The sequence below is a fragment of the Pragia fontium DSM 5563 = ATCC 49100 genome (assembly GCF_900112475.1).
Classification (GTDB): Bacteria; Pseudomonadota; Gammaproteobacteria; order Enterobacterales; family Enterobacteriaceae; genus Pragia; species Pragia fontium.
The window spans coordinates 55,828-69,431 of the sequence record NZ_FOLW01000002.1; the positions used below are offsets into that span (position 1 = coordinate 55,828).

Below are 13,604 nucleotides of genomic sequence, written 5' to 3' on the forward strand. Positions count from 1 at the left end.
GCCGCTGGGTTAGAGCGTATCAATAATTACAGTAAATATGATTATTTAGGACAATGAGAGGTAAACAGTATGAGTTTTCAGGAGAAAGTCGTCATTGTTACCGGGGGTGGTAGCGGTATTGGTCTTGAAGCGGTAAAAGCCTTTGCCAGAGAAGGAGCGTCAGTCGTTATTGCTGATATTAGCGAGCAAGGTGAAAAAGTAGCTGAGTCACTTAGACAGGATGGATTTAATGCGCTGTTTGTTAAGACGGATGTTACCAGTGAACCAGATCAGCAAAACCTGATAGTCCAAACGATTAAGCATTTTAAACGCCTGGATGTTGTGTTTGCCAATGCGGGAATTGCCCGGGATAACGTTATTGATAAATTGAGTCTGGCTGACTGGCAAAAAACTATCGACATCAATTTATCCGGGGTATTTCTCAGCAATAAATGCGCTATCAGTCATTGGTTGGAGAACCAACAACGCGGGGTTATTGTTAACTGTGGTTCTATCCATAGTTTCGTTGGTAAGAAACACGTTACTGCTTATGCTGCGGCTAAAGGTGGAGTTAAGCTGTTGACGGAAACGTTGGCTGTTGATTATGCCAGTCAAGGCATTCGAATTAATGCGGTTTGTCCCGGCTATATTGATACGCCATTACTCAGTGCCTTAACTTCGGAACAGAAAGATGCGTTGGTAAGCCTACACCCTCAGGGGCGTTTAGGGCGTCCGGAAGAAGTGGCTAACGTTGTGTTGTTTCTGGCTGGAGATAAAGCGACTTTTGTTAACGGCGCATCGGTGTTGGTGGATGGTGGTTATACGGCGCAATAATTAATGCCAGCAGTAAAGCACGAACTTCCGCTTTTTTGATAGTAGAAGTTCGTGACCCGCTTTTTACTCCATTCGGTTACAGTATTTCACCATTACTGGCGATAACCTGGCGATACCAGTCAAAGCTGACTTTTTTCGAACGCTCCATAGTGCCAGTTCCATCATCATGTTTATCAACGTAAATAAAACCGTAACGTTTATCATATTGGCCGGTGGTAAATGATACGCAGTCCAAGCATCCCCATGGCGTATAGCCCATTAACTCAACACCATCGTAAGTAACGGCTTTTTTCATCTGCTCAATATGGGTTTTTAAATACTCAATGCGGTAATCATCGTTAATCTTTCCATCTGTACCGATCTTATCAATGGCACCAAAACCGTTTTCTACGATAAACAGCGGCTTTTGATAGCGTTCATACAGAATATTGAGCGAATAGCGCAGGCCAACCGGATCGATTTGCCAGCCCCAGTCTGAGGCTTTGACATAAGGATTGACTACGCTGCTCTCAAAACCGGTAATAGCATCGGTATTACCTTTGGTATCGGCTGAAACGGCATTGCTCATGTAATAACTTAGGCCAATATAGTCGACGCAGCCTTCACGTAAGATTTCAGCATCCTGCGGTTGCATGTCAATATGAAAACCTTTACGTTGCCATTCAAGCAGAGCATAGGCAGGGTAATAGCCGCGAACCTGAACATCGCTGAATAGGAAACGATGATGCATTGCTTCCTGCGCGTACATAACATCATCCGGATTACAGGAAAATGGATATAGTGGAATAGTGGCGATCATACAGCCGATTTTAAACGCTGGGTTAATGGCGTGCCCCAGTTTCACAACCTGAGCACTGGCAACAAATTGATGATGCAGTACTTGATACATGCACTCTTCGGGATTCGGTTCCTGATTGAATATAACGCCAGAACAGCAATAGCCAAATAAAGGGACTTTATAGTCACGTTGATTGTTTATTTCGTTAAACGTCATCCAGTATTTAACTTTGTGCTGATAACGTCGCATGACCACTTCGCTGTACTTAACGAAGAAATCAACGACCTGACGATTTTTCCAGCCGCCATACTCTTTTACCAGATGCCACGGCATCTCGAAGTGCGACAGAGTAATCACCGGTTCAATATTGTATTTGAGCAATTCATCAAACAGGTCATCGTAAAACTGTAAACCCGCTTCATTTGGCGTGGCTTCATCCCCATTAGGGAAAATGCGTGTCCAGGCAATGGAGGTGCGGAAGCATTTAAAGCCCATTTCAGCAAATAAGGCGATATCCTGTTTATAGTGCGAATAAAATTCAACGGCCTGATGGTTGGGGTAATAGTTGTCTTGTTGAATATCGTCGGTTATCACGCGTTCGACGCCGTGAGCGCCGCCGGTTAAGACATCTGCAATGCTGATGCCTTTGCCTCCCTGATTCCATCCACCTTCAACCTGATGGGCAGCGACTGCGCCTCCCCATAAAAAACCTTTAGGCAATTGATGCTGTGTCATATCGCAGTTCTCATTTGGTAATAATGATGATTTTAACTCGTTGGTTTAGTGTAGGTGTGGACGTGCAGTAATCAGTTATGACTACGCGAAAATATGCCCAACGAGTATGCATGGGATAATAATTTGCTTTGTTGAAGATTAACAAAAATAACGGGGATGTCACGATATAACAAATAGGGTAAAAAGTGATTTGTTACCGCCAAAAAACAAGCTGTTTTATTTGCTCAAAGACATTTGTGCCAGATGATGTCCGATCGCTTCTAATATATAAATAACCGGGACTTGGGTAGTAATATTATGTCCGCCAGAGACAATGGTTTGAGGCATATGATAGGAAAGATTAAAGTCAGCCATTCGTGCTAAAGAACAGGTTTCACTGTTGGTAATACTAATAACTTTGCAGCCGTGTAGGCTGAATTGACTGGCCAGACGAAGGATTTCCTGAGTTTCTCCAGAGACCGAAAGAATAATCGCTACGGCATTTTTAAAGGTATCTGTACTGACCGGATAATAAGGGTCGTCAATATAATTGCTAAATTTACCGACGTTAGAAAAAAAACGCGCTCCGTATTTCCCTAATGAGCCAGAAGAGCCCGCACCGACAAAGACAATTCTGTCCGCATTAGCAATGTGAATAACGGCTTGATTTATTAATTCATCGAATTCTTTATTATTGATGCTGTTAAAGAAGCTGACGATCTCACCCACGCCAAAATTAACCGGTTGATGGATTTCCTGCTCAATAGAGAGCTTAAAACGAATACGAAATTCAGAATATCCGTCACAGCCCATTTTCTTACAAAAACGCATAACGGTAGTGGTTGAAACATCAGCTGCATCGGCAAGCTCACGGATAGTCATATACATAACTTTGTCCTTATTCTTAATGACATAGTTATAAATTATCAATTCCAGAGCGTTAAGATTTGCGATTGCAGTATGAGTAAACATTGTTATGCCTGAGTAAACGCCAGTCGTTTGAATAACGCCAGTCGTTTGAATAAGGGCTAAATTTAATAACACAATAACAGATTTTATGTTTATCGGCATACTTGATCGAATGCGGACTGAACAGGACGAAAGGCTGATTTATGTATGCTGTAAATTAACCATCTAACGGCACAATAACGCTTATAAGCAGGGTGATATGCTGTAAGATTGGCGTAACACGTTTTCAGACAGGAAAGTGATATGAATGATTCCTCATCCATCATCTCAACATCTGATGATGCCGCTATTCAGCAACAGTTTATTCAGCTAAGCCACAGCCTAAAACACAATCTACCAATAACCTTACTGCATATTGGTCAGGAAAAAACATGGGTGTTATCCGGAAGCTCACAACGACTATCTACTGTTCAACGGCTGAATATTGGCGCTGAAAATATTGCGAAAGACTGCTTTTTTCATCAACCTCCTACGGAGGGTGAAATGGAGAGGGCGATTATGTCGGTTGAGGATGAGGTGATTCGTATTAGCAATCAGATAACTGCAGATTCACAATTATATACAGCTGATAGAACGCTGGATGATATTGCCCGCGCACTTGGAATCGCGCCTCAACCTGAATACAGACTTTCTCTGGAAGAGGTTGAGCGGGTATTTGATAGTTTGGCAGCAGTAATGTCAGGCCGCTCTGCGGCATGGGAAGGCATACCTGAAGATAATGTTTTTTCTGCCAGTTTATTGATTTTACGTGAATTCATGCATCATTTGGGTTTTTCGGCGATTACTGTGGTTGAACTTTAATGTTTAATCTAAATTTGAGAATCAATAACGAGAGAGACTTTTTATTCTAGTACGTTAAAATATGGTTCATCTCATTATTGGAAAAGTTGGAATGTGTTTGGCAAAGCTGACTTAAGCGGTTTGCCTAATGTGTTCGAATGTCGCTAGGATAAATACGCTGAGGCATATGGTGGTGAGTTGGCGTATTTTATACGATGTTGCTAAAAATACGATAACCAAATGGGGATATCGATTTTGAATAAAAGAACGTGTGAATTAAGCCAGCAGGTAGGGGAACGCTTAGCCAGACAAGGGCTGTGGTTTACCTGTGCAGAATCTTGTACCGGCGGTCTGGTGGCCGCATATATTACTGAGATACCGGGAAGTTCGGCCTATTTTGACCGTGGTTTTGTTACCTACAGCAATCAGGCCAAGCAGGATTTACTGGGAGTGAAGCCGCAGACGCTACACCAATGGGGTGCTGTCAGTGAGTTAACGGTACGTGAAATGGCGAGTGGCGCTCTCAAAGCCGCTAACGCTGATGTTTCCGTGGCTATCAGCGGTATTGCTGGGCCAGATGGTGGAACGCAAGATAAACCAGTAGGTACGGTCTGGTTTAGTTGGGTACACCGGGATGGCCGGGTACTCGCTAGGAAGATATGCTTTACCGGTGATCGTCATCAGGTGCGCCAGCAGGCTGCAAATTACGCATTGACGGTCGTGTTGGAAAAATTTCTTTAAAACTCTCTTGATACTGTATGATTATACAGTATAATCATTTTATCGCTTTAGAAATGAAGCCTCATACATTTTTATGACCATATTTATAACCATGGAGCCACACAATGGATGACAACAAACAAAGAGCACTTGCCGCTGCATTAGGGCAGATTGAAAAGCAGTTCGGTAAAGGTTCAATCATGCGTTTGGGTGATACTCAATCCCTTGATGTGGAGTCTGTTTCTACCGGTTCTCTGAGCCTGGATATTGCACTAGGCATTGGTGGTTTACCGATGGGCCGCGTTGTTGAAATTTTCGGGCCAGAATCTTCCGGTAAAACTACCTTGACTCTATCGGTTATTGCTCAAGCGCAGAAAGAAGGCAAAACGTGTGCCTTTATCGATGCGGAGCATGCGCTGGATCCCGTTTATGCGGAAAAATTAGGCGTACAGGTTGATGACCTGTTGATCTCCCAGCCGGATACCGGCGAACAAGCCCTTGAAATTTGTGATGCGTTGGTGCGTTCTGGTGCTGTTGATGTCATCATTATCGACTCCGTGGCGGCACTAACGCCGAAAGCGGAAATTGAAGGCGAAATGGGGGACTCACACGTTGGTCTGCAGGCTCGTTTGATGTCTCAAGCGCTGCGTAAGCTAACCGGTAATATTAAGAATGCGAAATGTCTGGTAATTTTTATTAACCAGATTCGTATGAAAATTGGTGTGATGTTTGGTAACCCGGAAACCACTACTGGTGGTAACGCGCTGAAGTTCTACTCTTCTGTTCGTTTGGATATCCGCCGCGTTGGTGCGATTAAAGACGGTGACGAAGTGGTTGGTAACGAAACCCGCGTTAAAGTGGTGAAGAACAAGATTGCTGCACCATTCCGTCAGGCTGACTTCCAAATTCTTTACGGTGCTGGCATTTCTAAAGAGAGCGAGCTGATTGACTTAGGCGTGAAACATAAGCTGGTTGACAAATCCGGCGCATGGTATGCCTATAACGGTGACAAGATTGGTCAGGGTAAGGCTAACTCAATGAAGTTTTTACTGGAGAATCCGGCTATCTCTTCTGAGCTGGAAAAACGCCTTCGTGACTTGCTATTGAGTAATAATCCGGTGATTGAAGCTGAAGCCGAATCAGAGCTACCTGAAGGCGAAGAGCTTTAATTAGCACTCATTAGGATCTTTGTTTAAATGAAATCACTGTTACCACGAGCGATGCGATTACTGGCTCAGCGTGATTACAGTGAACAAGAAATGCGCCGTAAGCTTGCGGCGCATTCTCCTTTTGACGGTTTTAGTAAAGACCGTTACGCAGAAAAAACGCCCATCTCAGAAGAGTCTATCAACCAGGTTATTGAGTATTGCCATCAACACAACTGGTTGAACGATGCCGACTATGCCCGCCGTTTTATTATTAGCCGCAGCAATAAAGGTTATGGTCCACAACGTATTCAGTCTGAATTACAGCAAAAAGGCATCAATCGTGATGAAATTCGTCATGCGATGTCGGAATGTGAAGTTGACTGGTATCTGAAGGCCAGAGAGGTTGCTGTCAGACGTTTTGGCTATGAGTTACCCACTGACTGGAAAGAGAAATCTAAAGTTCAGCGTTATCTCGCCTACCGGGGTTTTATGCAGGATGAAATCCAATCAGTTTTTACTGATTCTGAATAATAAACCCTCTGTGGATTTACTTCCCATCAAAGAAATTTTATCTTATGCCTACTTTTAATTCGTAAGCCAGCCATTTTTCTTCTGATTCGCTGTACTTTACTTACGGATAGCCTTCATTTTAGCCAGATATTGGAAATTATATGAGCAAGAGCACCGCTGAGATCCGTCAAGCGTTTCTCGATTTCTTTAATAGTAAAGGGCATCAGGTTGTTGCCAGCAGTTCTTTAGTCCCTCATAACGATCCTACGCTTCTGTTTACCAATGCGGGGATGAACCAGTTTAAAGATGTGTTTTTGGGGCTTGATAAGCGCCCTTATACCCGAGCGACGACTTCACAGCGTTGTGTGCGTGCTGGTGGTAAACACAACGATTTAGAAAACGTGGGTTACACGGCCCGCCATCATACTTTCTTTGAAATGTTAGGTAATTTCAGCTTTGGTGATTACTTTAAGCATGATGCGATTAACTTTGCCTGGGAATTATTGACCGGGGCGGAGTGGTTTAATCTGCCAAAAGAGAAGTTATGGGTGACCGTTTACGCCACCGATGATGAAGCCTATGACATTTGGGCTAATGATATTGGCGTTCCCCACGAAAGAATTATTCGCATCGGTGATAACAAAGGTGCTGCGTTTGCCTCGGATAACTTCTGGCAGATGGGTGATACCGGTCCTTGTGGCCCATGTACCGAAATATTCTTTGATCATGGCGATCATATTTGGGGTGGGCCTCCGGGATCCCCAGAAGAAGATGGCGATCGCTATATTGAGATATGGAACATCGTCTTTATGCAGTTTAACCGTCAGTCTGACGGTACCATGCTGCCATTACCTAAACCTTCAGTAGACACCGGTATGGGGCTGGAGCGTATTGCAGCAGTACTGCAACACGTTAATTCTAACTATGATATTGACCTGTTCCGCACTCTGATTGCTGAAGCAGCCAAAGAGACTAAAGCAACGGATTTAGACAGCAAATCTTTACGCGTTATTGCCGATCATATTCGTTCATGCGCATTCCTGATTTCTGATGGTGTAGTGCCGTCAAATGAAGGGCGAGGATATGTGTTACGCCGTATTATTCGTCGTGCGGTTCGCCATGGCCATATGCTGGGCGCTACAGAAACGTTCTTCTATAAGCTGGTGAAACCACTGATTAGTGTAATGGGCAGTGCTGCTGATGAGCTACTGCGTCAACAGTCGATGGTTGAGCAAACTCTAAAAACGGAAGAAGAGCAGTTTGCGCGTACGCTGGAACGAGGTCTGGCCCTGCTGGATGAAGAACTTGCCCAGTTAACCAGTGATACATTAGCGGGTGAAACTGCATTCCGTCTGTACGACACTTTTGGTTTTCCACTCGATTTAACGGCAGACGTTTGCCGTGAGCGTAATATCAAAGTTGATGAAGCCGGGTTTGAAAAAGCGATGGAAGAACAACGTCGTCGAGCCCGTGAGTCCGGTGGTTTTAGCGTAGATTACAGTAAGCTGATTCGCGTTGAAGGTGAAACAGATTTCAGCGGCTATCAGCGTCTGGAGCAGTCTTCTAAAGTGGTTGCTTTGTTTGTTGATGGTCAGGAAGTCAATCGTGTTCAACAGGGGCAGGAAGCGGTCGTTATTCTTGATGGGACGCCATTCTACGGTGAATCCGGTGGTCAGGTAGGTGATGCTGGTTTGCTTAAATCAGCTAAGTTTGCTTTTGATGTACAGGATACTCAGAAGTATGGTCAAGCCATTGGTCACATTGGCCGTTTAACGCAAGGTGAACTGAACGTTGGAGATAGTGTTGATGCTATCGTCGATGGTGTACGTCGTGAGCGAATTCGTTTGAATCACTCTGCTACTCACTTGCTTCATGCTGCATTACGCCAGATATTGGGTGAGCACGTTGCTCAAAAAGGCTCATTAGTAAACGACAGCTATTTGCGTTTTGACTTCTCCCATTCTGAAGCAATGAAACCGGAACAAATTCGTGCTGTTGAAGATTTGGTTAACCAGCAGATTCGTCGTAATTTGACGGTTGAAACCAATATTATGGATTTAGATGATGCTAAATCCAAAGGTGCTATGGCGTTATTCGGTGAGAAGTACGATGATAAAGTTCGTGTACTTTCAATGGGTGATTTCTCGACTGAACTTTGTGGTGGTACGCATACTGAGTCAACGGGTAACATTGGTTTATTCCGTATTACCTCTGAGTCGGGTATTGCTGCGGGTATTCGTCGTATTGAAGCTGTAACGGGCGAAAACGCGATTGTTGCTATGCATCAACAAAGTGATGTGTTAAATGAGGTAGCATCACTGGTTAAAAGTGATGGCAATGGCTTAATTGAGAAAGTAAAAGGATTACTGGAACATAGCCGCGCAGTTGAAAAAGAGTTGCAACAGCTGAAAGATCAGATGGCAGCACAGGCAAGTTCGTCGTTAGTCAATAAGGCGATAGATGTAAAAGGTGTGAAGCTGCTGGTCAGTAATTTGAATAACGTTGAGCCTAAAATGCTACGTACGATGGTTGATGATATCAAGAATCAGTTAGGTTCTGGTATCATTGTGTTAGCAACCGTACATGATGGCAAAGTAAGCCTGATTGCTGGCGTAACTAAAGATTTGGTTGATCGGGTAAAAGCCGGTGAGCTTATTGGAACCGTCGCACAGTTAGTGGGTGGTAAAGGCGGAGGTCGTCCTGATATGGCACAGGCCGGCGGTACGGATACTAGTGCATTACCAGCAGCGTTGGCTACAGTTGAGAGCTGGGTTGCTGCGAAGTTATAAAGTATTAAGCCGCATATTTATCATAATAGCGTTTGTTGCTTTGTTTATATATGCGGATTTTGTTAATATTTTTAACGTAAGTAAAACACAAATTTAAAAAAGTTGGCTAAACTTAGATGTATACATGTTCTTATCTTGGTTATTGATAGAATGAGTTTGAGCTAAAACGATCGGTATCGGCTGTAATAGCTTACGTTCTTGTGGTATATCATGGATAATGGGCAGGATGCACAAGAGAAGCAATGGTCTGTTTAATCTGTCAAGGAGCAAAGAATGCTTATTCTAACTCGTCGAGTTGGTGAGACGTTAATGATTGGTGATGAAGTTACCGTTACCGTTCTGGGCGTAAAAGGTAATCAAGTTCGTATAGGTGTTAATGCACCTAAAGAAGTATCTGTTCATCGTGAAGAGATCTACCAACGAATTCAGGCTGAGAAGTCACAGCAATCGACTTTTTAAGCTTTTGGCGCGTCTCGCTTTGTTGAGTGAGGCGCGTTGATTTTTCCTTTCCTGCTTTATCCCTCTCCCGTTTTTCCATCATTCAATATTGATTATTCGTTGCTGGTGATAGCCATTTTATGCGCATTTTTTGCTGGTAAACTGTTCGGGTTGTTTGCTTAGTGCACAAACGAACGTTATGAATAAAAAAGTATTTGACTTATAAGCCCGGGAAAGTAATATGTGCGCCACGCAGTGCCGATAAGCATTTCAAATGTTGAAGGTATTGTAAGTAGTAAGAACGGTGAGGTGGCCGAGAGGCTGAAGGCGCTCCCCTGCTAAGGGAGTATGCGGTCAAAAGCTGCATCGAGGGTTCGAATCCCTCCCTCACCGCCATTCTTATTACAGATTTTAGTAATCTGCACCCGTAGCTCAGCTGGATAGAGTACTCGGCTACGAACCGAGCGGTCAGAGGTTCGAATCCTCTCGGGTGCACCATCTTATGTGAATATTGTTTTAGCAACGATATTCAAACAGATAGTATTATCGCGTATGTCTTAGTATTTCAAAGAGCACCCGTAGCTCAGCTGGATAGAGTACTCGGCTACGAACCGAGCGGTCAGAGGTTCGAATCCTCTCGGGTGCACCATCTTCCTCTTAAATCTTAGTTACTTTTTGTAGCGTTAAGGTTTTGCGAAAACGCAGAGAGAGGATAACGTTGCGTAAGCAACGGCCCGAAGGGCGAAACAATAGTGGAGTCATCCTCTCGGGTGCACCATCTTATTATCAATATCGTTTTAGTTACGATATTCAAGCAGATAGAATTATCGCGTCTGTTTTAGTATTTCAAAGAGCACCCGTAGCTCAGCTGGATAGAGTACTCGGCTACGAACCGAGCGGTCAGAGGTTCGAATCCTCTCGGGTGCACCATCTTCTTCTTACATCCTAATTACTTTTTATCTCGTTAAGCTTTTGCAAAAGTGCAGAGGGCGTATAACGTTGCGTAAGTAGCGTCTCGCAGATCGAGACAATAGTAGAGTCCTCTTGGGTGCAGCATCTTCTTCTTGATTCCTTTTTTATTCCCAGTTAATCCCTTCTGGCTTTGGTGCTAATACTCTTTAAAAGTGCAGCATAGAGCAGAGCTTCCTATTGGGTATGCTTAGCGTAGTATCTGGCAAGTTATGCAGAGGGCTTATAACATGATGACAGCGGCCTTTATTACGCAATTCTTCAATATACTCCAACATATCCAAATCTAGCGCCATAGCGGCTGCTTGGTTTGAGTATTAAATCAAGTCAGGGTCAAGTTCAGGATGGTTTACCGCGATGCCTAAGAGTGCCGTTAATTCGTTTTTTGGACGGATTATATTGTGTGGATAAGCATTCAGTGGTGTTGATGAATACGAATTGTATCTGAGCTTGTCGCTAATCTAATGAACCTGGAGTGACTAATCGAAAAGTTTGGGCTTGGTTATCGTTATCGCTGATTAGACATGATGTGTAAATTAGTTTGCCTGCGATTGTTAGTTACTGCTAATGATTTTGTTATGGAAATGTTGATTAATATTGTTGATGTAAATCGATAAAATAGTAAATACCTAATTTTAGTCATTTGATTTTTTTAAATGAAATGATGTTTTTAAAATGGCCGAATACATATTCGGTATTTATTGTGACACAATTTTGTATAAAATTATTATCATTTTCAATGATGTTTAAGTCTTTTTTGGATTTAACTATCCACATGAAATACTAATTAGTGCAATTTTGATAATAGGAAATTTTATAATCGCCAGGGGTAAGCCGGTTTTAACTTATTAATGTATTATTAATGACCAGATTTCTTTGATCCTCGGTCATTTTGGTTAGAGTGAATAATGAATGGTAAATTATTTTAAGTTGTTTTCTTTGTTTTTTTTGAAATAAAAATCTATATATGTGAAATTTTATAGTTAAGCTTTTATTTGTAAGGGCAGTATTGTTATTATTTACCAATAGGGAACAGGTGATTCTCATTGTGCTTAGCGCTAATTTGATAAATAACTTAGGGTTTATATTAGTATGATGACACTCTTTAGTATTTATTAAATCAAGTTTTTCGCTGAGTCAGAAAATAGCGAAACAGGATATTATCAAGCTATTTACATGGCAGTAATATTCTTAATGGTTTTCATATCTGGTTGTTTCAAGTGAATTTTTATTAGGCTATAGATAATTAAGTTATCGGGCCATCGGTTTTTTGTCTTTTGGAGATATATAGACACTTAAATAATTAAGATGTTTATTATAAGGATGTATAAGCATGTCGTTAAAATCAGCAAGCCAATCATTACGATTTATATTTATTATTCTAGCGGTAATCGTTGGTTGCTATGTCTTTTTTTTCCACGATCTATTAGAAACCATTGATCATTCTCCGTTAGTCAATGCCAGTATTATTACCGTTCAGATTGTTGGTGTTCTCTATTCATTTTTTATGGCGATTTCTCTGGTGATTGGTATCAGAGATTGGCGTCGTTTTACGCAAACAACGCCTTCAGAAGGTACATCGGTTCGTTTACGAGGTGCAATTAACCCACTGCAAAGTCGTATATCCGACTTGATGCATTCTAATAGTGAAGTCCGTGGGGCTTTGTTACAAACGTTAAGAGAATCTTTAACGCGTAAAGTGACCGGTGCAGAATATCTTTCAGGACTACTGGTTGGTCTGGGGTTATTAGGAACGTTTATTGGTCTGATTATGACCATGGGCAGTATTAAATCAGCGATTGGCGTGATGAGTTCTGGTAACAGCGAAATTTCGGCATTGTTGGACGGTTTGGCCGCACCTTTAGGTGGGATGTCTGCTGCATTTACTGCATCGTTACTTGGGTTATTAGGTTCACTGGTGATGGGACTTATCGCTCATATGCTAAGTACCGCATCAGAGCATTTATATACTGATATTGATGGCTGGGTTCATACACAACTTGCTGAGAGTAATTCAGGGGATGAAGGATATACCAGCAATTTGGCCGATGGTCGGCCAGGTGTTAGCCAGTATGCGCCAGCCAGTGGAATTGGTCCGAATTATGAAGTTGAGCGTTTGTTAAGGGGAATCTTAAAGTTCACTGAAGTTCAGCAAGCTCAACAACATGAGAGTATTGGTTATTTGAATAAATTGTTAGCCTGCCAGGAAAAATTATTTGCCAGTCAACAGGCTGTTGCAGAAAGTCAGCAAAGTACGTTGGAGAATCTGGAAAATAATCATCAGCACGTTATGGACATTATTGATGTTCATAATCGCCATATTGTTGATATTTTGCAGGGTTCACTGAATCAGCAATCAGGTCTGGTTACCGCTTTACAAAATACTAATCATTATCTCTCCGTTAATGGCGAAGTTCTTCAACAGTCACTTCAGGTTCAGGAAGGATTATCGAAGGGATTAAACGGTATCCAATATGAGTTAAGCGAATTAAACCAGCATGCTGAGCAGCAGAGCCTGAAACAGGATGATCTTGTTAATACCGGGCAGGAAACATCTACCTCAGTGAAATATGTGAAACAAGCCCTGATTGAATGTACGGGGTATCTTAACCAGAATCGAATTCAGCTCGGTGATACCTTTATTCAGGTTGCCGATAGTTTGAAGAGTTTACAGGCTGAAATACAAGGCGGCCGCCAACAGATACTTACTCTGGAATCCATACTGAGAATGGGGGCTGGTGATTCTGACAATATTTCTCAAGCCATTCAGTCTCAGAATAATGCATTACTTGAATGTATGCGCCAAATTACAGAAGCTAACATTTTTATGCGCTCGAGTAGTGAAGTGTTTATGGAGGAATACCGCAATATCCAGAAAGAAGACCAGAAAGCCGTGCCAGCAGAAATAAACTAATTTCTTTTTATCAATGAATTATTGTTTATACCGAACCGTGTTTTCAGGTAGTGATTGAGTCG

At 42.4% G+C, this 13,604-nt stretch carries 10 protein-coding genes and 4 tRNA genes; 12 read left to right on the forward strand and 2 right to left on the reverse strand.

The genetic code is table 11. The features are described from left to right. Positions 1-69 precede the first annotated feature (69 nt). On the forward strand, positions 70-813 hold the full coding sequence (locus BMZ28_RS03330; RefSeq protein ID WP_074820700.1) for an SDR family NAD(P)-dependent oxidoreductase: 744 nt from the start codon (positions 70-72) through the stop codon (positions 811-813). Positions 814-889: 76 nt separating this feature from the next. Here BMZ28_RS03330 and BMZ28_RS03335 read toward each other — a convergent pair whose 3' ends face one another. Both BMZ28_RS03335 and BMZ28_RS03340 read right to left on the reverse strand, forming a co-directional pair. Further along, on the reverse strand, positions 890-2,326 hold the full coding sequence (locus tag BMZ28_RS03335; protein ID WP_074820702.1) for a 6-phospho-beta-glucosidase: 1,437 nt from the start codon (positions 2,324-2,326) through the stop codon (positions 890-892). Positions 2,327-2,542: 216 nt separating this feature from the next. Further along, positions 2,543-3,277, reverse strand: a complete 735-nt coding sequence (locus BMZ28_RS03340) for a MurR/RpiR family transcriptional regulator (RefSeq protein ID WP_074820704.1) — start codon at positions 3,275-3,277, stop codon at positions 2,543-2,545. Positions 3,278-3,517: 240 nt separating this feature from the next. Here BMZ28_RS03340 and BMZ28_RS03345 point away from each other — a divergent pair, with 240 nt between their 5' ends. The 11 genes from BMZ28_RS03345 (at position 3,518) to BMZ28_RS03395 (ending at position 13,542) form a co-directional block, all read left to right on the forward strand. Continuing rightward, the gene (locus BMZ28_RS03345; RefSeq protein ID WP_074820706.1) at positions 3,518-4,075 is read left to right on the forward strand and encodes a Ppx/GppA phosphatase family protein; all 558 of its coding nucleotides are present in this window, start codon (positions 3,518-3,520) and stop codon (positions 4,073-4,075) included. A 231-nt stretch (positions 4,076-4,306) separates the two neighbouring features. Next, entirely contained in the window at positions 4,307-4,795 is a 489-nt protein-coding gene (gene pncC, locus BMZ28_RS03350; RefSeq protein ID WP_162488760.1) for a nicotinamide-nucleotide amidase, read from the forward strand. Between the two features lie 104 nt (positions 4,796-4,899). Then, a complete protein-coding gene (gene recA / locus BMZ28_RS03355) occupies positions 4,900-5,943 on the forward strand; it encodes a recombinase RecA (protein WP_074820708.1) in 1,044 nt (347 codons plus the stop codon). Positions 5,944-5,970: 27 nt separating this feature from the next. Further along, on the forward strand, positions 5,971-6,453 hold the full coding sequence (locus tag BMZ28_RS03360; protein WP_074820709.1) for a regulatory protein RecX: 483 nt from the start codon (positions 5,971-5,973) through the stop codon (positions 6,451-6,453). 140 nt (positions 6,454-6,593) lie between these two features. Then, the gene (gene alaS / locus BMZ28_RS03365) at positions 6,594-9,221 is read left to right on the forward strand and encodes an alanine--tRNA ligase (protein WP_074820711.1); all 2,628 of its coding nucleotides are present in this window, start codon (positions 6,594-6,596) and stop codon (positions 9,219-9,221) included. Between the two features lie 273 nt (positions 9,222-9,494). Then, entirely contained in the window at positions 9,495-9,680 is a 186-nt protein-coding gene (gene csrA / locus BMZ28_RS03370) for a carbon storage regulator CsrA (RefSeq protein WP_027275176.1), read from the forward strand. A 282-nt stretch (positions 9,681-9,962) separates the two neighbouring features. After that, a tRNA-Ser gene (locus BMZ28_RS03375) sits at positions 9,963-10,055 on the forward strand. 25 nt (positions 10,056-10,080) lie between these two features. Beyond that, positions 10,081-10,157, forward strand: a tRNA-Arg gene (locus tag BMZ28_RS03380). A 74-nt stretch (positions 10,158-10,231) separates the two neighbouring features. Continuing rightward, positions 10,232-10,308: transfer RNA gene (locus tag BMZ28_RS03385), tRNA-Arg, on the forward strand. A 204-nt stretch (positions 10,309-10,512) separates the two neighbouring features. Continuing rightward, positions 10,513-10,589 (forward strand) — tRNA-Arg (locus tag BMZ28_RS03390). 1,372 nt (positions 10,590-11,961) lie between these two features. After that, positions 11,962-13,542, forward strand: a complete 1,581-nt coding sequence (locus BMZ28_RS03395) for a MotA/TolQ/ExbB proton channel family protein (RefSeq protein ID WP_074820715.1) — start codon at positions 11,962-11,964, stop codon at positions 13,540-13,542. Positions 13,543-13,604: the final 62 nt, after the last annotated feature.

Excerpts from the sequence above, each read along its gene's own strand:
- alaS (WP_074820711.1), top strand. The coding sequence starts at position 6,594 with ATGAGCAAGAGCACCGCTGAGATCCGTCAAGCGTTTCTCGATTTCTTT.
- BMZ28_RS03345 (WP_074820706.1), top strand. The coding sequence starts at position 3,518 with ATGAATGATTCCTCATCCATCATCTCAACATCTGATGATGCCGCTATT.
- BMZ28_RS03335 (WP_074820702.1), bottom strand. The coding sequence starts at position 2,326 with ATGACACAGCATCAATTGCCTAAAGGTTTTTTATGGGGAGGCGCAGTC.
- BMZ28_RS03360 (WP_074820709.1), top strand. The coding sequence starts at position 5,971 with ATGAAATCACTGTTACCACGAGCGATGCGATTACTGGCTCAGCGTGAT.
- BMZ28_RS03395 (WP_074820715.1), top strand. The coding sequence starts at position 11,962 with ATGTCGTTAAAATCAGCAAGCCAATCATTACGATTTATATTTATTATT.
- BMZ28_RS03330 (WP_074820700.1), top strand. The coding sequence starts at position 70 with ATGAGTTTTCAGGAGAAAGTCGTCATTGTTACCGGGGGTGGTAGCGGT.
- csrA (WP_027275176.1), top strand. The coding sequence starts at position 9,495 with ATGCTTATTCTAACTCGTCGAGTTGGTGAGACGTTAATGATTGGTGAT.
- BMZ28_RS03340 (WP_074820704.1), bottom strand. The coding sequence starts at position 3,277 with ATGTTTACTCATACTGCAATCGCAAATCTTAACGCTCTGGAATTGATA.
- recA (WP_074820708.1), top strand. The coding sequence starts at position 4,900 with ATGGATGACAACAAACAAAGAGCACTTGCCGCTGCATTAGGGCAGATT.